At 40.1% G+C, this 16,704-nt stretch carries 19 protein-coding genes, 3 tRNA genes and 1 pseudogene; 12 read left to right on the top strand and 11 right to left on the bottom strand.

Going from position 1 to position 16,704, the window contains the following annotated elements; translation table 11 throughout:
• The first annotated feature begins 142 nt into the window (after nt 1-142).
• Together FTU37_RS08325 and FTU37_RS08320 are read left to right on the top strand one after the other, a co-directional pair.
• Nucleotides 143-331 carry a hypothetical protein gene (locus tag FTU37_RS08325; RefSeq protein WP_257225242.1) on the top strand — a complete coding sequence of 63 codons (189 nt, stop codon included), beginning with the start codon at nt 143-145 and terminating at the stop codon, nt 329-331.
• 255 nt (nt 332-586) lie between these two features.
• Nucleotides 587-1,597 carry a formamidase gene (locus tag FTU37_RS08320; protein ID WP_004756684.1) on the top strand — a complete coding sequence of 337 codons (1,011 nt, stop codon included), beginning with the start codon at nt 587-589 and terminating at the stop codon, nt 1,595-1,597.
• Between the two features lie 224 nt (nt 1,598-1,821).
• Here the strand turns inward: FTU37_RS08320 and FTU37_RS08315 are convergent.
• The 5 genes and pseudogenes from FTU37_RS08315 to FTU37_RS08295 all read right to left on the bottom strand — a co-directional run bounded on the left by FTU37_RS08315 (nt 1,822) and on the right by FTU37_RS08295 (nt 4,570).
• A pseudogene (locus tag FTU37_RS08315) lies at nt 1,822-2,179 on the bottom strand (DUF1304 domain-containing protein).
• Between the two features lie 123 nt (nt 2,180-2,302).
• Nucleotides 2,303-2,566, bottom strand: a complete 264-nt coding sequence (locus tag FTU37_RS08310) for a hypothetical protein (RefSeq protein ID WP_180124161.1) — start codon at nt 2,564-2,566, stop codon at nt 2,303-2,305.
• A gap of 348 nt (nt 2,567-2,914) precedes the next feature.
• On the bottom strand, nt 2,915-3,163 hold the full coding sequence (locus FTU37_RS08305; RefSeq protein WP_114836484.1) for a hypothetical protein: 249 nt from the start codon (nt 3,161-3,163) through the stop codon (nt 2,915-2,917).
• Entirely contained in the window at nt 3,156-4,337 is a 1,182-nt protein-coding gene (locus FTU37_RS08300; protein ID WP_039890980.1) for an Arm DNA-binding domain-containing protein, read from the bottom strand. The genes FTU37_RS08305 and FTU37_RS08300 overlap by 8 nt, the downstream gene beginning before the upstream one ends.
• A 23-nt stretch (nt 4,338-4,360) precedes the next feature.
• On the bottom strand, nt 4,361-4,570 hold the full coding sequence (locus tag FTU37_RS08295; RefSeq protein ID WP_005401915.1) for a hypothetical protein: 210 nt from the start codon (nt 4,568-4,570) through the stop codon (nt 4,361-4,363).
• A gap of 113 nt (nt 4,571-4,683) precedes the next feature.
• Between FTU37_RS08295 and FTU37_RS08290 the strand changes: the two genes are divergently transcribed.
• Nucleotides 4,684-4,911 (top strand): helix-turn-helix transcriptional regulator, encoded by a 228-nt coding sequence (locus tag FTU37_RS08290; RefSeq protein ID WP_005401914.1) that lies wholly within the window; start codon nt 4,684-4,686, stop codon nt 4,909-4,911.
• Between the two features lie 472 nt (nt 4,912-5,383).
• Here FTU37_RS08290 and FTU37_RS08285 read toward each other — a convergent pair.
• From FTU37_RS08285 to FTU37_RS08275, 3 genes are all read right to left on the bottom strand, one after another.
• Nucleotides 5,384-5,459 (bottom strand) — tRNA-Gly (locus FTU37_RS08285).
• A gap of 46 nt (nt 5,460-5,505) precedes the next feature.
• Nucleotides 5,506-5,581, bottom strand: a tRNA-Gly gene (locus FTU37_RS08280).
• 47 nt (nt 5,582-5,628) lie between these two features.
• A tRNA-Gly gene (locus FTU37_RS08275) sits at nt 5,629-5,701 on the bottom strand.
• A gap of 242 nt (nt 5,702-5,943) precedes the next feature.
• Between FTU37_RS08275 and FTU37_RS08270 the strand changes: the two genes are divergently transcribed.
• The 5 genes from FTU37_RS08270 to FTU37_RS08250 all read left to right on the top strand — a co-directional run bounded on the left by FTU37_RS08270 (nt 5,944) and on the right by FTU37_RS08250 (nt 8,875).
• Complete coding sequence (locus FTU37_RS08270) at nt 5,944-6,255, top strand: BolA family transcriptional regulator (protein WP_180039831.1); 312 nt, start codon at nt 5,944-5,946, stop codon at nt 6,253-6,255.
• 8 nt (nt 6,256-6,263) lie between these two features.
• A complete protein-coding gene (locus tag FTU37_RS08265) occupies nt 6,264-6,656 on the top strand; it encodes a SirB2 family protein (protein ID WP_180049492.1) in 393 nt (130 codons plus the stop codon).
• 63 nt (nt 6,657-6,719) lie between these two features.
• Entirely contained in the window at nt 6,720-7,556 is an 837-nt protein-coding gene (locus FTU37_RS08260; protein WP_180003554.1) for a ParA family protein, read from the top strand.
• Nucleotides 7,557-7,569: 13 nt separating this feature from the next.
• Nucleotides 7,570-7,974, top strand: a complete 405-nt coding sequence (locus tag FTU37_RS08255) for a hypothetical protein (protein ID WP_078191516.1) — start codon at nt 7,570-7,572, stop codon at nt 7,972-7,974.
• 307 nt (nt 7,975-8,281) lie between these two features.
• Nucleotides 8,282-8,875: a LysE family translocator gene (locus tag FTU37_RS08250; protein WP_168378830.1), complete on the top strand. Its 594-nt coding sequence runs from the start codon at nt 8,282-8,284 to the stop codon at nt 8,873-8,875.
• 19 nt (nt 8,876-8,894) lie between these two features.
• On the opposite strand, the gene FTU37_RS08245 is transcribed toward FTU37_RS08250, so the two are convergent.
• Nucleotides 8,895-9,521: a DedA family protein gene (locus FTU37_RS08245; protein WP_078191514.1), complete on the bottom strand. Its 627-nt coding sequence runs from the start codon at nt 9,519-9,521 to the stop codon at nt 8,895-8,897.
• 194 nt (nt 9,522-9,715) lie between these two features.
• Between FTU37_RS08245 and FTU37_RS08240 the strand changes: the two genes are divergently transcribed.
• Entirely contained in the window at nt 9,716-10,138 is a 423-nt protein-coding gene (locus FTU37_RS08240) for a DoxX family protein (protein WP_180039796.1), read from the top strand.
• 212 nt (nt 10,139-10,350) lie between these two features.
• Nucleotides 10,351-11,919, top strand: a complete 1,569-nt coding sequence (gene guaA, locus FTU37_RS08235) for a glutamine-hydrolyzing GMP synthase (protein ID WP_078194056.1) — start codon at nt 10,351-10,353, stop codon at nt 11,917-11,919.
• 190 nt (nt 11,920-12,109) lie between these two features.
• Here the strand turns inward: guaA and FTU37_RS08230 are convergent, their stop codons facing one another.
• On the bottom strand, nt 12,110-13,444 hold the full coding sequence (locus FTU37_RS08230) for a GGDEF domain-containing protein (protein ID WP_171262679.1): 1,335 nt from the start codon (nt 13,442-13,444) through the stop codon (nt 12,110-12,112).
• Nucleotides 13,445-13,588: 144 nt separating this feature from the next.
• Nucleotides 13,589-14,764 (bottom strand): diguanylate cyclase, encoded by a 1,176-nt coding sequence (locus tag FTU37_RS08225; RefSeq protein WP_180124160.1) that lies wholly within the window; start codon nt 14,762-14,764, stop codon nt 13,589-13,591.
• Between the two features lie 393 nt (nt 14,765-15,157).
• On the opposite strand from FTU37_RS08225, the gene FTU37_RS08220 reads away from it, so the two are divergent.
• Together FTU37_RS08220 and FTU37_RS08215 are read left to right on the top strand one after the other, a co-directional pair.
• Complete coding sequence (locus FTU37_RS08220) at nt 15,158-16,105, top strand: pirin family protein (RefSeq protein ID WP_180039790.1); 948 nt, start codon at nt 15,158-15,160, stop codon at nt 16,103-16,105.
• Nucleotides 16,106-16,173: 68 nt separating this feature from the next.
• On the top strand, nt 16,174-16,572 hold the full coding sequence (locus FTU37_RS08215; RefSeq protein ID WP_180124159.1) for an OsmC family protein: 399 nt from the start codon (nt 16,174-16,176) through the stop codon (nt 16,570-16,572).
• Nucleotides 16,573-16,704: the final 132 nt, after the last annotated feature.

Genomic DNA, 16,704 nt, shown 5'->3' with positions numbered 1-16,704 from the left:
TTATAATCATCGAAGAATTCAAAAGGGTTTGGGTTTTAAGACACCAAATCAAATGGCCGAAGACTTTTATAAGTTGGCTGCCTAGAATCTCCCAAGGGAAAGTCTCCTGATAATTCAGCGTATATCATATGTCACAGAGTTCATGCAACGCTATGATGAAAATCTGCAAAAAGCAAAAGCAGAATATCAAACTATTTTCACCGAACAATTCAAAGCCATTGCAAATAATAAGGCAACCATCAGCAGTAAAGATGTAGATGCCTATGCAAAACTATTGTTCAAGCATTTTGATGCCAATAAAAATGGTCGTCTTGAGGCAAATGAGCTGTAAATCTGGCTCTGGTCAATTTTAAATTTTTCCCACGAATACCCTGCCCTAAAATCATTTTGGGGCAGTTTTTTTGTATTTCTTAAGTGATTTTCTATCACCCAATGCTTTGAAATAATTAAAAAATAATAAGACTAAATTTTCACCCATATAAGTCATATTACGTATTATCAAAATAATAGAAAAATGAGAATTTAACTGCATAGGTAAACAACGCACCTTATTTCAAAAGTGTAGACCAAAAACAGGAGAATTCTCATGGCGAGTACCGGAAGTGTAAGTGCTTCAGAAGAGGCCCTACTTGTTGCAGCAATCCAATATCCAGTACCTGTGATCAAGGGACCTGAAGATATACAAGTGCAAGTTGACAGGATTTGTACAGCACTGGCCAATACCAAGGCAGGCTATCCAGATCTCGACTTAATTGTATTTCCAGAGTATTCAACTCAGGGCCTAAATACGGCAATCTGGACTTATGATGAAATGCTATTAACCATCGAAAGCCCGGAAATCCAGCAATTCAAAGATGCCTGTAAGAAAAATGATGTATGGGCAGTATTTTCCTTGATGGAAAAAAATGAAGATCCGAGCAAAGCACCTTATAACACAGCCATTATTGTCAATAATCTAGGGGAAATTGCATTACATTACCGCAAATTACAACCATGGGTACCGATTGAACCGTGGTCTCCTGGCAATTACGGTATGCCGGTATGTGATGGACCAAAAGGTTCAAAACTAGCAGTATGTATCTGTCATGACGGCATGTTCCCAGAATTGGCCCGTGAAGCAGCCTATAAAGGATGTAATGTCTATATTCGGATTTCCGGCTATTCTACACAAGTCAACGATCAGTGGATCTGGACCAATAGAACCAATGCTTGGCAAAACCTAATGTACACTGTCTCTGTCAATCTCGCAGGTTATGACAATGTATTCTATTACTTCGGTGAAGGTACTATCTGCAATTATGATGGTAATGTCATTCAGCAAGGCCATCGTAACCCCTGGGAAATTGTGACCGCAGAACTTTTCCCACGTTTGGTAGATCAGGCACGTGAGAACTGGGCACTTGAAAATAATATTTTCAATCTGGGTTGCCGCGCTTATGTCGGAAAACCTGGTGGTGAAAAAGCCAACTACCTGACTTGGGTGGAAGATCTGGCCAAAGGAGAGTATAAATTACCTTGGGATGACAAAATCAAAATTCGTGATGGCTGGAAATATTATCCGGATGGCGTAAAACTTGGACCTATGCCGAAAAAATAATTTTTAGCATAGCGCTACGATAAAACAAATCCTCTCTATATCGCATCAGAAATGGTGTTGGATGAGAGGGTTTTGTTTTAAAATCAATGCTAATGGATTAACAACTCGACTTGTTATTTTCTTCAATGAAAAATACATAAGCTGATCTAAGATTCCCTAAACCTAAATACATCCAATCATCTAGGTTTATCCATCACAATCTAAGGAAGACCTCAACTTTGCGGTTAAAGCCCAATATTCAATAAAATTAATGCAAGCAACGCAGGTACAGCCTGAATAAAAATAATTTTCCGATTTGCTGTTGCACCGCCATATACCACCGGCGATGAATACACATGCTAAAAAGAAGTTCGCCACCGGAAAAGAAAGAATCGATCCAGCCACTAATGACCAGAACAATCCAGCAGCCAAAAAGCCATTGTATAGCCCCATATTTTGAGCCAATGTTTTGCTTACTTTCGCCTGTTCAGCAGTATGACCAAAAGCTTTTCGGCCAGCGGGTTTGTCCCACAGGAACATTTCCAGAATCAAAATATAAACATGAAGTAAAGCAATGATAAATATCAGTATTTTGGCAAACATTTTATGTCCTTTTGATGTATGCACTCAAATGAATAGCTATATTTTTTGCAACATTATTCTGTACAAGTCGCTACTTTAACAAGATGCAAGAGTAACGCAAGTGGGCATGCTGTAGACTGCATTTTAATCGCTTGAACCGCCACTATCTCCGCCTCCGCTATCTCCACCACCATCGGAACCGGAAGAATCGGAAAATGATGTGCTATCCCATGAACCAGAAGCACCACTGCCACCAAATGCGCCGCCCTCACCTGAATGACGAGTGTTAGAATCACTTTGATCAAGTGTATTGATATAGGAACTTGAAGATACAATATCCTGAAAAGATTGACGTTTGGCATCCTGCACGGATTGATGCTCACGATCTTGAACAGATTGTTGTCGCAATCTTTGCAATCTGGCTTTTCTTTGCTGTCTACGAGAAGATTTCAACCATCCAAAATAAATAATGGTGAGGACAATCATTATGCAGAAAATATAAGTCATCATCATTCCTTGTCAATTGAACACAATCATGAAAAATTACTGGCAGGCTTTCCGATAAGCCACATCCTCAGCCGTTGCCACTGGAATTGGATGAAATGTGGGTTCATTATTGCTTACTGCAACTTCTTCTTTTCCATTATCACTACGCAGAAGTGCAAACTCCCTTACTCTAATTGTTTTATCTGTACAATTTATTTCAGCTTTAAGGGGCTAAGGTCATCAATTTGATGACCTTGTATATTTATTAGATCAGGGAGCTAGATTTATTAACCGGATACGGGCTTGTTGGGCTAAATCATCGTAATGGGCTTGTCCATCATCTAGCATTCGCTGTAGCCAAAGTCTCAACGCCTGATGGTCATCGAAACATTTGTTAACTTTCAGCAAAAAGGCCAGATTGTGCAGTTTGGGAATTTGTAGCTCATAGATTAATTCACGAGCGACCATATCTGCTTCTGGGCTGACGACCACACCACCAAAGAAAGCCTTACTATTCATGTGCAAGCTCCTCTGTATTGAGTTTTTCTAGCATGGCTTCAAAAGCACTGCCATCGCGACGTGTAACATTGGGGATGTAACGGCTATAGACCCGAAACAGCATTTCAGTGGTTGAATGTCCCAGCTGGCGTGCGATCCACTCCGGGTTCTCGCCTGCCGACAGCCAGAGTGTTGCTGCTGTATGGCGTGTTTGATAAGCACGACGGGGCTTTAGCCCTAAAAAGCGTAACAGGGGATGCCAGACACGCTTGCTTACCAAGCGATAATCGAGAGGCCCACCATCACGATTACAGAAGACAAAACTGGATTTACCATTATTTAAGCTTTTCTGTTGTAGAAAGGCCTGATAAACCCGATCACTCATTTGTATGGTACGGTCAGAACCATAAGTTTTGGTTCCACCAAGTTCCCCATTTACTAACGCTTCTCTGATATGAATTTCACGGCGTGGTAAGTCAATGTTCTTCCATTGAAGGCCATCAATTTCACTAGTACGCATGCCCGTAAAAAAGCGGATGGTGTAATAAGGTTTAAAGTCATCACGTACCGTGGTGATAATTTTATGTACATCCTCCAGAGAAAAAGGTGTGACTTCAATTTTACTTTCTTTCAGATTGTTAATATTTTTATAAGGCGACTCAAACTCGTATCGTTCAGCCGCATCATTCAGTATCATACGTAAAGGCGTCATGATTTGATTAATCCTAGATGCTTTCAGACTTGTTTGATTTTTTCCGTGTGTCACTTTGGCGAGAGAGGCACGGAAGTTCAGCAAGTCTGACTTCTTAATTTTTGTTAAAACAAGATTACCAAAAGCAGGTAACAAGTAATTTTTAATGACAATCGCTACTTTTTGTTGATAAGAACCTCTCCATTCAATTTGTTTCTGTTTAAACCACAAAGCTGTAAAATCTTTGAAAAGTGGCACTTGTGTTTGTACTGCAATTTGTTGACTACGTTTTTCTTTGAAGTCATCAATTTTTTTACTTTTAGGAAAATATTTTTCATATTCAAAAGTACCTAAAGTGATTTCAGCTTCCAGTTGTTCTAGACGCTTCTTTAGTACTCTTCGGTTGTATGCGTTATCTTCAAGGCTCGTTGTTTCTCTGCATCGAATACCCATATAACGGAAGTCAGCAATGAGCCTTCCATTTCGTTCGCGGATGCTAGCCATATTCATAGTTCCTCTATAGTCAATTATTGAAGAGCATCCATGCTTAAACCTGTAAATTTCAGCATTTCCTTTTCGATACGCTCCCAGACAAAGAGAATCTTGCGTCCACCAAAAGGACGAATATAGTGAACACCTTCAATGAAGACGCTATCTTTAAGTTGATTGCGAATAGTACGAGCGTCGTACTGAATTTTTTCAGCCAGCTGTTGGGCTGTAAGATAGGTATATGACATAATAAAAGCCTCTGATTTTTTACTAGTTAAATAGGAAAAATTATCCCTAAAACGTAAATTATCATATTTTTATGTCTTTGCAAGCACTTTTTATTATTTAACTAGGAAATTTTATGATTATTTCAAACTTGGCAGTTTTGTTGGCAGAAAGAAAGCTAAAAGTTGCTGATCTGGTTAGAAGCACTGGAATTAATAAATCTACTTTACATAAACTTTATAATGATGAGTCTGTAAGAATTGATTTTGAGACAATTGATAAGATTTGCACAGCACTAGAGGTAGAGGTTGGAGATTTATTGATTTTTAAAAAAAATATTAATAATCAGTCCAGTGAAGAGTAGTTTGGTCACCGATGGTCATTTTGAAATCTTGATTGGTCACAAAGTAGATATGAAATTTGAACGATCGTTAAAATTTATCTAGATAATTTGAATTGATTTATTTAAAACTTAGATGAATATCTAAAAATGAGCTTTTTTAGGTAAAAATTTTGGTCACCGATGGTCACTTTAGAAAAGTGATTGGTCACAAACTTAAGAAATAAGTTCAAATTTGGGGGGGAAATTCGATTTTTTAGGCCTCGATTTTAAATCTAAACAGTCTAAAATTGTATGTAATTGAGTAGCGTTTGAGGTCATTTAAAGTGATTTATATACGGTGTGGCACATAATGGTCACATTTTGGGCACTGAATATAGAGCTGAGCAGTAAAATTTATAAGTAGGCTTTAGTAAATAATTCTAATTAGATGAATAAATATCAATTAAATCAACAATAAAAAAGCCCTAATCTTTCGACTAGGGCCTTTTAAATCTGGAGCGGGAAACGAGACTCGAACTCGCGACCCCAACCTTGGCAAGGTTATGCTCTACCAACTGAGCTATTCCCGCGGAGTCTATCCTGTTTTTTTACTAAAAAACTGAATCGAAAAAAATTTGGAGCGGGAAAGGAGACTCGAACTCCCGACCCCAACCTTGGCAAGGTTATGCTCTACCAACTGAGCTATTCCCGCGGAGTCTATCCAATTTTTTAAATAAAAAACCGAATGAAAAAATTTTGAGCGGGAAAGGAGACTCGAACTCCCGACCCCAACCTTGGCAAGGTTATGCTCTACCAACTGAGCTATTCCCGCATAGCCACGTATAATACATTAAGGATTTTTCAGGTCAATAACTTTATGAAAATCTGTGCATCGTTTGCATAAAATAAAAACAATTTGTTTGAAATTCGGAAGATTTTTGCAGGTCGAAGGCTTCCATTTTGATGAAATCATGCAATTCAGATGGTTTCAGCAACTTTGCGACACAAGAACTTCAACAAATACAGGCTATACTAAGATCAGTTGAACCTTTTTTTGAATTTGGGAGAGCCGTTTTGAGTTTAGAACAGCAATTAATTGAGCGTCTACAGACATTAGCGCCTACACATCTTGAAGTGGTGAATGAGTCCGCAGGTCATGGTGGTTATTTCCCAGGTAAAGAGTCGCATTTTAAAGCTGTGATCGTGAGTGAGGCTTTTGCAGGCTTGCGTTTGGTGCAACGTCATCAAAAAGTCTATGCCGCAGCCGGTGATTTACTTAGTCCGGGGCAAATTCATGCTTTGGCCATTCATGCGTTTTTACCCGAAGAATGGAATGGTCAAGACACTACTAGCCCTGAATGTGCGCATGCACCTAAGTCATCTTAAGGTGAGCCATGGAAACGCAATTAATCATTAAAATCATTCATATGTGTGGCGTGGCTTTAGGCTGTGCTGCCATTTTCATTCGTGCTTTTACGCTGTTTAAAGGGACGCAGGGCAATTTACCCAATCCAGCAGGTCGGAAGTTTTTTGTTGCTTTGCAACATGGCTCAATGACACTAATTGCCGTAACAGGAATTATCTTATTGTTTATGAAAAACTTTGATGTGCAGCCATGGTTCTATGCCAAAGTTGTACTGTTTTTGGCGCTGCTGTCTTCTTTATCTAAAGCTTATAAGAAAGATGACAGTGTTTTATTGGTTCAGCGCCGTGCGGGCTTATTTATTGCAGCTGTTGCACTTATTTTCATCATTACATTGGTTATAATCAAACCAGTTTTTGGATAAATGGCTTATCCACATGGCCGATTTCAAGGCTTGAGTAGAAAAACAAAGATTAGAGGGTTTTGAATGCGTACGCGTGTGGTATTTAACCAAAAAGGTGGTGTGGGGAAATCGAGTATTACGGTCAATTTAGCTGCGATAAGCGCGCACCAAGGTTTAAAAACTTTGGTGATTGACCTCGACCCTCAAGCCAATTCAAGTCAATATTTGTTGGGGGATGATGCGACGTATTCGGCAGATAAGCCTGCACTTGAACCCAATATTGAAAATTATTTTGAAGAAGTCTTGGGGACACAACAAAGTAAAGGTTTGTTGGGAAATGCCATCGGTTCGATTTTGAAAGGTCGTGCCAAAGGTTTGGAAAGTTATGTGCATGCATCGCCGTATCCACGTTTAGATGTGATTCCTGCCAGTCCAAATTTAGGCGCGTTGGCACATGCCTTAGAATCTAAGCATAAAATTTACAAACTCCGCGATGCTTTGCAGCAGATGAGCGGTCAATATGATCGGGTATTTATTGATACACCTCCGGCCTTTAACTTTTTTACTTTATCTGCGCTGATTGCGGCAGATCGCGTGCTGATTCCATTTGACTGCGATGTGTTTTCAAAACGTGCCTTACAGACACTGATCGAAAATGTGTTGGAAACGCAGGATGATCATAATGATCATTTAGAAATTGAAGGCATTGTGGTCAATCAATTTCAGGCACAGGCGAAGTTGCCGCGTGAAGTTGTACAACAACTCAAAGATGAAGGTCTTCCTGTATTGGACAGCATGTTACCGCCTTCAGTGCTGATGAAAGAATCGCATCATAAAAATCAACCTTTAATCCATTTGGCTGCAGATCATAAATTGACGCAAGCCTATCAATCATTGTTCAATGAAATTGAGCAAAAGTAGTATCGAGAAAAGTATGAATGCACTTAAATGTGGTCTAGTTGCTTTCACTGCTGTTGTATTGGGTGCATGTGCAAGTACGCCTAAACCAAGCTATGTTTCACCTACACAGTATCAGTCTTTGAGTTGCCAACAATTGCAAAGCGAATACAACCGAATCCACGACTATATTCAAAATGGTGTAGAAACACCGAAGCGCACAGGCGTTGGTGTCGGTGTTGGCCTCGGTGGTGGCTGGGGCAGCCGTGGAGGTTGGGGAATTGGTCCGAGTATTTCGGTCAATATGGGACAATCTTCAAATACCAAACGTACCGAGCTTTCACGCGTTCTAGGTGAGCAAGAAGCGATTGTACAGGCAGCAAAATTTAAAGGTTGTCCGATTATCGTTCGCGCAAATTCGGCTACCGCAGCAAAATCATAAACGGATCATGAGCAGGGGCTCAGGCCTGTGCTATGAGAAAAGTGTAATAAAATTTGTCAGTAGGCGAGGCGTCTATTGGCATTTTTTTTGAGCCAAATAAACTGCACTATTTAGAGCCAATAAAATATTTAAATCTATGAAAAAATTAAATTAAATATTATTGGTGTATTTCAATACCTCCTTCTGGTATTGAACATTCAGCGTGAGTGCATTGACTTGTACAAGGATAAAACTGACCTAGTGCGTACTTGTTTTTTTAAATTCATTTCGGCTAAGGTGTGCGCTTTGAAACATTGTCTGGGTATTCATGATTGAGAGTTGGCTTTTTGTATTGGCAATGATTGCGGTGATGATGACGCCGGGACCTAGCAATGCACTAATGGCAAGCTCTGCACATCAACAAGGCATTGCAAAGACGTGCATGCTGATTCCTGCAGAATTATTGGGCTATTTCTATGCCATTAATTTGTGGGCGTTGATTATTCATTTAAGCGCTCCAGTGTGGCCGAATTTAATTCACTTGCTACATTTTCTCAGTATTGCCTATGTTTTATGGTTGGCTTTTCATTTGTGGAAATCGACGCATTTACATCAGTACAATCAAAAACATCCTTCAATTCAACCACGTGAATTATTTATTTCCTCGTTAAAAAATCCTAAAGCGTTGCTTTTTGCTGCAGGTATTTTCCCAATTGAAACTTGGGCTAGCCCATTAAATTTTATTTTGGTTTTCGCTGTATTTAGCGTGGTTTTGCTACCAGTTGCATTGTTTTGGATGTCATTTGGACGGACGATTTTGGCCGGTAAGACCCAAAAAATTAAGGCCGATCTTCTGTATAAAGGATCGGCCCTGATGCTGATTTTATGTATGTTTCCCGTGGTTTTACGCTTTTTTGCTTAAAGGCGTTCACCACATCGGTTTATTTCTTTAATTTTGCTCGAATAAAACCAATCACGCCCGGTAAAACACTAATAATAATGATGCCGAAGATCAGATGGGTGAAGTTATCTTTCACGATGGGCATATTGCCAAATAAATAACCCAAAGTGATAAATGAGCCAACCCAACAAATCGCACCAATCATGTTAAAAGTCAGGAAGTACTTATAGTTCATGCTGCCTGCACCTGCGACAAAAGGCGCGAAGGTTCGTGCAAAAGGAATAAAGCGGGCAAAAATAATGGTTTTACCACCGTGTTTTTCAAAGAATTTTTGCGTATTGACCAAATGTTGACGGTTAATGAAGCGTGATTCAATTTCAAAGACACGTGGGCCAATATATTTACCAATATGGTAATTCAGCGTGTCGCCCAAGACCGCAGCGATAAACAGCAAAATCACCAAAACCCATGGATCCATGGCACCTGTTGACGCAGCGAGCGCGCCTGCTGCAAACAGAAGACTGTCACCCGGTAAAAAGGGCATGACCACTAAACCGGTTTCAACAAAAATAATCAGGAACAGAATTGCATAAATCCATACGCCATAATTGGTAATGAACTCGAGTAAATGGTCATCAACATGTAGTATAAAATCAATCAGTTCCATGGGGCTTATATGCGTAAAATAGTGGTCTGATGCTATCAGTCTGGGGCAGCAAAGTCAGTATTAAAACGTAATTAATTATCAGTAAAATCGTTCTATATATGGAATGATGAATATTATAAAAGCATATTTAAAGAGAATAAGAAACGACCTAATCTAAGCACATCTTTTGAACAGTATTAAAAATAGGTTTCAGTATGTTTAATCCAAATCTAGTGGTGAAAAATCTGAGTCAACAGCCGCAAATCAATGCGGTAGTCAGTCTCGTTGCACGTATTTTGATGGCTTATATTTTTATTGTGGCAGGTTGGGGTAAAATTACCGCTTACACTGCAACCGCAGGTTATATGGAGTCAATGGGTGTACCGGCAGGGCTACTTCCGATCACCATTTTAGTCGAGTTGGGTGGTGGCTTAGCTTTATTGTTTGGTTTTCAAGCGCGGTTTGCGGCACTGGGTCTAACCGTATTTAGTTTAATCACTGCATTTTTATTCCATGGCGGTGCAGAAGATGGCATTAACTTTATGAAAAATTTGGCGATGTCAGGCGGCTTATTATTTCTCATGTTACATGGTGCAGGTAAATTTAGTTTTGATCATTGGATTGAAAAATCAAAATAAAGCGGTTATGAGTCCGAGCATCCATCAAAGCGGCGTTCTGCCGCTTTTTTCATGTCTATCGCTGATTTAAAGCAAATCAATAAAGCCCTGAAATGTGTTGTAAAAAACATCGTTTGGCTTGTGGTTTTTGTCCCTGTCCGAATAGTGTGCGAAAGTCCAAGAAAAATGTTAGAATACGGCGCTTATATTCGTTGCCTGCATAGTTGTTTGCCATGACTACCAATACCCAAATTACTGAAGACCGTATCCTGATTTTGGATTTCGGTTCTCAATATAGTCAGCTTATTGCACGTCGTGTACGTGAAGCTGGTGTTTATTCAGAAATGTACGCATTTGATATGTCTGAAGAAGACATTCGTGCATTTAACCCAAACGGGATCATTCTTTCAGGTGGTCCAGAAAGTGTTCATGAAGAAGGTAGTCCGCGCGCACCACAAGTTGTATTTGAACTTGGTGTACCTGTTTTAGGTATTTGCTATGGTCTACAAACCATGTCAGAACAACTTGGCGGTAAAGTTGAGCCAGGTACTGTGCATGAATTTGGTTATGCAGAAGTTGATATTAAAGTCCGTGATGCTTTAATTGGTGATCTTGAAGATACCAAAGACCAATTAAAAGTATGGATGAGTCATGGCGATAAAGTGACTCAAATTCCTGAAGGTTTCCAAATCACTGCAAGCACACCAAGCTGCCCAGTGGCGATGGTTTCTGATGAAAAACGTCGTTTCTACGGTATCCAATTCCACCCAGAAGTGACACACACTGCGAAAGGTGCTGAGTTATTGTCTAACTTCGTACATGGCGTATGTGGTTGCCGTAACTTGTGGAACTCAGAAAACATCATCGATCTTCGCGTAGAACAACTTCGTGAGCAAATTGGTGATCAAAAAGTTCTCTTGGGTCTTTCAGGCGGTGTCGATTCATCTGTTGTAGCTGCACTTTTACACCGTGCGATTGGCGACCAATTGACTTGTGTATTCGTAGATAACGGTTTACTTCGTTTGAACGAAGGCGAGCAAGTGATGGACATGTTTGCGAAAAACATGGGTATCCGCGTGATTCGTGCTGACGCTGAAAATCGCTTCTTAACAGCACTTGCTGGTGAAGTTGATCCAGAGAAAAAACGTAAAATCATCGGTCGTGAATTCATTGAAGTTTTTGCTGAAGAAGCACGTAAGCTTGACGGTGTGAACTTCCTTGCTCAAGGTACTATTTACCCAGACGTAATTGAATCTGCGGCAAGCAAACAAGGTAAAGCGCACGTGATTAAATCACACCACAACGTGGGTGGTTTACCAGAAGATTTAGCATTCGAATTGGTTGAGCCAATCCGTGATTTGTTCAAAGACGAAGTTCGCCGTTTAGGTACAACTTTAGGTCTTCCATTTGAAATGCTTTACCGTCATCCATTCCCAGGCCCAGGTCTAGGTGTACGTATCCTTGGTGAAGTGAAAAAAGAATATGCTGACATCCTTCGTCTAGCAGATGACATCTTCATGCAAGAACTTCGCGCAAGCGGCTGGTATGACAAAACTGCGCAAGCATTTGCTGTATTCCAACCCGTGAAATCGGTTGGTGTGGTGGGTGATGGCCGCCGTTATGCATGGGTGATCGCGCTTCGTGCTGTAGAAACTGTGGACTTTATGACTGCACGTTTTGCACACCTTCCTTATGATCTTGTAGACAAGATTTCTACACGTATCATGAACGAGATTGCTGAAGTTTCTCGTGTTGTTTATGACGTATCGTCTAAACCACCTGCAACTATTGAATGGGAGTAAAACTGGCACGAAGCACTGCTTCGTGCCAGTTTTACGCCAAGAGCTATGCTCGCGGCAGTTTTGGATTTCAAGAAACAACATTTCTTGCCTAAATTACGCCAAGAGCTATGCTTGAGGCTATTTAGGGAAACCTAGATAATTCTACTAATAAAAAAGGACGCTTCGGCGTCCTTTTTTATATCTCTACATTCTATTTATAAACAATTGACCAACTACTATCGCTTTCATTATTCGGTTCAGCTTTAGGCTTCGCTTTATGAGTAAAGCTTTGCCAAGACTTCGTCGATTTACGTTCGGGTTTCATGCTTGAATCATAGCGCTCTACACGGTTACGGCCATTTTCTTTTGCCTGATACAGTGCAATATCAGCTTGCTTAATCAGTTCAGTTAAATTTTGCTTATGTGATTTAAGCTGTGAAACACCAATGGAAACGGTAAATTGGATCGGATGATTTGCGACATTCAGCAAAGATTGATTTTGAAGCGTTAAACGAATACGTTCCGCGATCAACATTGCATCCTGTATTTGCGTTTCAGACAGAAGCACAATAAATTCTTCACCACCAAAACGAGCCAAGACATCTTTTTGGCGCATTTCTTTGCGGGTGGTTTCAGCGATACATTGCAGTACCTGATCACCAACATCATGCCCGTAATTATCATTAATATGTTTAAAATGATCGACATCAAACATCAATAAGCAAGTGCTTGCAGGCGTTGGCCATTCATGGATGCGATGCTCAGCCAATTGAACAAACTGACGACGGTTGTATAACTGGGTGAGCTCATCTGTATGCGCAAGATTTTTCAGCGTATGCATATTCCAGTCGTCAAGCAGGGTACGTAAAAAATGACGGCGTGCATTGAGCGTATTGTTCCAACTCATATGCAGGCTGATCATCCAAACAGGAATAGACACCACCACAAAAATCAGTGCTTCTTGCCATGATAAAAGCTGACTCACCGCAAAATATACCAATAGCGAAATGAGACCCGAACAATACAAGGCAGGCTTAAATTGTGTTTGTACGCAGACATTGGCAATTAAAATAAAGATTGCTGCACCATAGATATAGGACGAGACCATTGGGCTATTTGAAGCCAGTAATAAGCCAATCCAAATCGCGGTGCTACAGACTGTCCCAATCGGTAAGATCATGTCGAGCACACGAATATCTTTTTTGTATTTAAACAGATAAAAGCTGACCAATAGGGCAGCAATAATCATAGCCACTCGAGAAAGACCTGACCAAAAGAACATGTCAGGGATAATAAAAATGTCAGCAAAGAAATAAAGAAGAAACGTAATCTGCGCCATGTAGTTCACTTGACGCAAATAAGGTAACTGATGGGCATACTGATGTTGTAGAAAATAGTTTCTAAACTGCGTAGGAATACGTGCAAAAGGATCTGCAATGGCTTGTTCAATCTCGGCACGATTGGCAAGATCACACTCAGAAAGTTTCAAAGTATGAGTATGATTTTTACGAACTTCCTGAGCAGACGAATTAGTCCGAGAACTCATTCGTACATCAACAGACATGTCTCTTCTCCATAAATGGCTTAGGACAAATTATGAACAAAAAACACACAGAAATATCTACCTGAAACTAGGGATTTTTCGAATGAATGATAAAAAATCGTCTGATGAATGTTACAAAATATATTATTAACTTGCTGTTTTATAAGTTGAAATTTGATTGCGTCCTGCAGATTTTGCTTGGTAAAGTGCCTGATCGGCCATGCGAATGACACTTTGTAAATCTCGGTTTTTTTGACCAAATTCGGCAACACCAATTGAAACGGTAAATTTAAGTTTTTGTAGTGTATCAAGTTCTAAATAATCATCGGCTATTGCCCGTCGTAGACGTTCGGCAATATCTTGAGCCTGACGCAGGTGTGTCTGCGGTAAAAGAATTATAAATTCTTCACCGCCGAAGCGGGCAATGATGTCTTGGCTACGTAAGGTATGTCGGCACGTTTCTGCAATTTGTTGTAAAACATGATCACCAATATAGTGCCCAAATTGATCATTAATATTTTTAAATTTGTCGACATCAAAAATCAGTAATGAAAGCGGCTGTAACGGTTTGGACTGATGATGAATATGATAATTGGCAAGTTGAATAAATTGACGGCGATTGTTTAAGCCGGTCAGCACGTCGGTATGCGCCATAATATTGAGCGCTTCACGGTTCAACTGATCGAGTTTACTGTGTAAAAATACAATTCTAGATTTTTGCGTTGAATTCCAACTGATATACAAACTAAATAACAACACGGGCGAATAGATCAAGATAAACAGTTGCAGTTGATGGATATTGCCAGAAATGGCGAAATATACCCCAATCAGTAAAATTAGACTGATACATAGAGAAATGAGCACAGCAGCCTTAAAGCGGATTTGCACACATAAATTGGCTAACACAATAAAAACCAAAGATGCATATAAATAGATCGGCACATCGGGGCTATTGGATAAATTGAGTAGGCTAAACCACAGCGCAGAAGCACCAACGATCGATAGGGGAAGCATCAAGTCAAAGAGTAAAATGCTCTTGCTATATGTATAAATGCCCCATGTGATGCCCATCATCAGTAAGGTATAGGCCGTTTTTAAGCCTATCGCGAGCAAGCCCACATCGGGCAACATAAACCAATCCGCTATGGCATAAGAGAGATAGGCCAATTGTGCAACGATGTTGACTTGGAAAAAGAATTTAAAAAGTTGACGACGATGGTAGTGGAAAAATTCTTGACGAAATTGAGCAGGAACACGAACAAAGGTTCCTTTCAAGGCTTTTTGGATCAGTGCATGTGATTCTTTCTTATACTCATTGATCATGCAAGATTACCGACGGGTGAGCATGGTTTGTATGTAAGTTTATGTAACTTAAATAATCTATATCATTTTTATTTAAAATTAAACACGTTATTTCAATGATTTGTGAATTATTTGGTATTGTTTGGTCAAAAGTGAGTGTTAATTTGTGTTACTTAAATTCACATTTCACGTGATTTGAGTAAGTAATTTAGCATTGGGTATTGTCTAAATAAGCATCAATAACTGTTATGCTGTATGTCATATTAGGCAACAAAAAAACGATTGTCCTATCTCTGTGATTCAGCGTATTAATGACAGCTGAAGAAGATTGAGTTAATGCAGATATAATGGAAAAAAATGCATAGCTCTAGCCGATAGTCCTTGCATCGGCTTAGCCAAATTTAGGGTAAGAATATGACCAATACCAATTACACAGAAATATCTCATTCCGACGATTGTGAAAAATACGTCAATCAGTTCATTCAAGAATTTCCACTGCGCCGTGCTGAAATTGGTCAAGGCACAGTGATTAAACGTGCTTTACCGAGTCGGCATAAACGGATGATTGGTGCATGGTGTTTCCTTGACCATGCCGGTCCAGTGCATTTCCCTCAAGGTGATGGCTTAGATGTAGGGCCGCATCCACATATTGGTTTGCAAACGTTCACCTGGATGATTGATGGCACCATGATGCATACTGATAGTTTGGGCACACATCAGCTAATTCAGCCCAAACAAGTCAATCTCATGACAGCGGGTTATGGTATTTCACATACTGAAGTTGCTCCAGAATCTGAAACGCAAATGCATGCTGCGCAGCTTTGGATTGCATTGCCAGATGACAAAATCAATATGGCGCCCCAGTTTGACCATTACCCAGAGTTGCCAGTGGTGACACAAGACGGGATTGAATTAACGGTCTTGGTCGGTGAATTTTTGCAGACTAAATCGCCGGTAAAAGTACATAGTGAATTATTAGGTGTCGATCTGCGTAGTTCGGAAAGTCAAAGTACCGTCTTGCCGCTCAATCCAAAATTTGAATATGGCTTTATGGCCCTCGAAGGGACTGCCAGTGTCAATGGTCACGAGCTCAATGAAGACAATATGGTGGTACTTGAGCCGGGCTTAACCCAAGTCAAAATTGATCTGCACGCAGGTGGCCGTGTTTTATTATTAGGGGGTGAACCTTTTGAATCACCGATTCTGCTGTGGTGGAATTTTGTGGGGCGCACACAAGAAGAATTGAATATTGCCCGTGAGCAGTGGATTAATCAGGACGAACGCTTTGGCTCTATTCCTGACTATGATGGTCCACGACTAGAAGCACCGGCTTTCCCTGATAAAATGCGTCCATCACGTTAACTTAAAAATAAAAATGAACAGCCGTACCTGTGGTAAAAATGGTGCGGCATAACCATGAGGGAGTCATTATGGGTATCGTCGCAACGGCAACAGTAAACACCTTAGAAGCACCGTGGTTAGGTGAAGTTCAGAGTGGAAAACATCAACTTATTACCGATAAGCCCGAATCATTTGGTGGCGGGGATTTAGGTTTAGCACCGTATGATTTACTGTGTGCCTCCTTAATTTCATGCACCATGATTACCTTGCGCATGTATGCAGCACATAAACAAATTCAATTGGGTGAGTTTCGTGTTGAGGCAGACTTTTGTGCAAACCGTGAAGGTGCTGAATGGGTTGAGCGACGTCTACATTTTCAAACGCCCTTGGATGCAGAATTAGAGAAAAAAATCTTGTCCATTTGTGAAAAAACCCCAGTGACAAAAACTTTATTGCGCAGTGTAGACATTAAAACCACTCTAGTTTAATTTAAAAGCAGGTCGCTGCTGTACTGTGCAAAATTTAGTTTTGATATAGCCCTAAGCAGTGATCTGACACTTTTTATGATTTAAGTACTTCAAAATAGTAATGGCTTGCCAGAAATAAGAAAATTTTAGACT

It is taken from the genome of Acinetobacter sp. YH12097 (assembly GCF_013419225.1).
Taxonomy (GTDB): Bacteria; Pseudomonadota; Gammaproteobacteria; order Pseudomonadales; family Moraxellaceae; genus Acinetobacter; species Acinetobacter amyesii.
This window is presented reverse-complemented; position numbering and strand designations above follow the sequence as displayed.

Excerpts from the sequence above, each read along its gene's own strand:
- FTU37_RS08325 (WP_257225242.1), top strand. The coding sequence starts at position 143 with ATGCAACGCTATGATGAAAATCTGCAAAAAGCAAAAGCAGAATATCAA.
- FTU37_RS08260 (WP_180003554.1), top strand. The coding sequence starts at position 6,720 with ATGCGTACGCGTGTGGTATTTAACCAAAAAGGTGGTGTGGGGAAATCG.
- guaA (WP_078194056.1), top strand. The coding sequence starts at position 10,351 with ATGACTACCAATACCCAAATTACTGAAGACCGTATCCTGATTTTGGAT.
- FTU37_RS08240 (WP_180039796.1), top strand. The coding sequence starts at position 9,716 with ATGTTTAATCCAAATCTAGTGGTGAAAAATCTGAGTCAACAGCCGCAA.
- FTU37_RS08255 (WP_078191516.1), top strand. The coding sequence starts at position 7,570 with ATGAATGCACTTAAATGTGGTCTAGTTGCTTTCACTGCTGTTGTATTG.
- FTU37_RS08290 (WP_005401914.1), top strand. The coding sequence starts at position 4,684 with ATGATTATTTCAAACTTGGCAGTTTTGTTGGCAGAAAGAAAGCTAAAA.
- FTU37_RS08220 (WP_180039790.1), top strand. The coding sequence starts at position 15,158 with ATGACCAATACCAATTACACAGAAATATCTCATTCCGACGATTGTGAA.
- FTU37_RS08300 (WP_039890980.1), bottom strand. The coding sequence starts at position 4,337 with ATGGCTAGCATCCGCGAACGAAATGGAAGGCTCATTGCTGACTTCCGT.
- FTU37_RS08250 (WP_168378830.1), top strand. The coding sequence starts at position 8,282 with ATGATTGAGAGTTGGCTTTTTGTATTGGCAATGATTGCGGTGATGATG.
- FTU37_RS08245 (WP_078191514.1), bottom strand. The coding sequence starts at position 9,521 with ATGGAACTGATTGATTTTATACTACATGTTGATGACCATTTACTCGAG.
- FTU37_RS08320 (WP_004756684.1), top strand. The coding sequence starts at position 587 with ATGGCGAGTACCGGAAGTGTAAGTGCTTCAGAAGAGGCCCTACTTGTT.
- FTU37_RS08225 (WP_180124160.1), bottom strand. The coding sequence starts at position 14,764 with ATGATCAATGAGTATAAGAAAGAATCACATGCACTGATCCAAAAAGCC.
- FTU37_RS08265 (WP_180049492.1), top strand. The coding sequence starts at position 6,264 with ATGGAAACGCAATTAATCATTAAAATCATTCATATGTGTGGCGTGGCT.
- FTU37_RS08230 (WP_171262679.1), bottom strand. The coding sequence starts at position 13,444 with ATGAGTTCTCGGACTAATTCGTCTGCTCAGGAAGTTCGTAAAAATCAT.
- FTU37_RS08295 (WP_005401915.1), bottom strand. The coding sequence starts at position 4,570 with ATGTCATATACCTATCTTACAGCCCAACAGCTGGCTGAAAAAATTCAG.
- FTU37_RS08215 (WP_180124159.1), top strand. The coding sequence starts at position 16,174 with ATGGGTATCGTCGCAACGGCAACAGTAAACACCTTAGAAGCACCGTGG.
- FTU37_RS08305 (WP_114836484.1), bottom strand. The coding sequence starts at position 3,163 with ATGAATAGTAAGGCTTTCTTTGGTGGTGTGGTCGTCAGCCCAGAAGCA.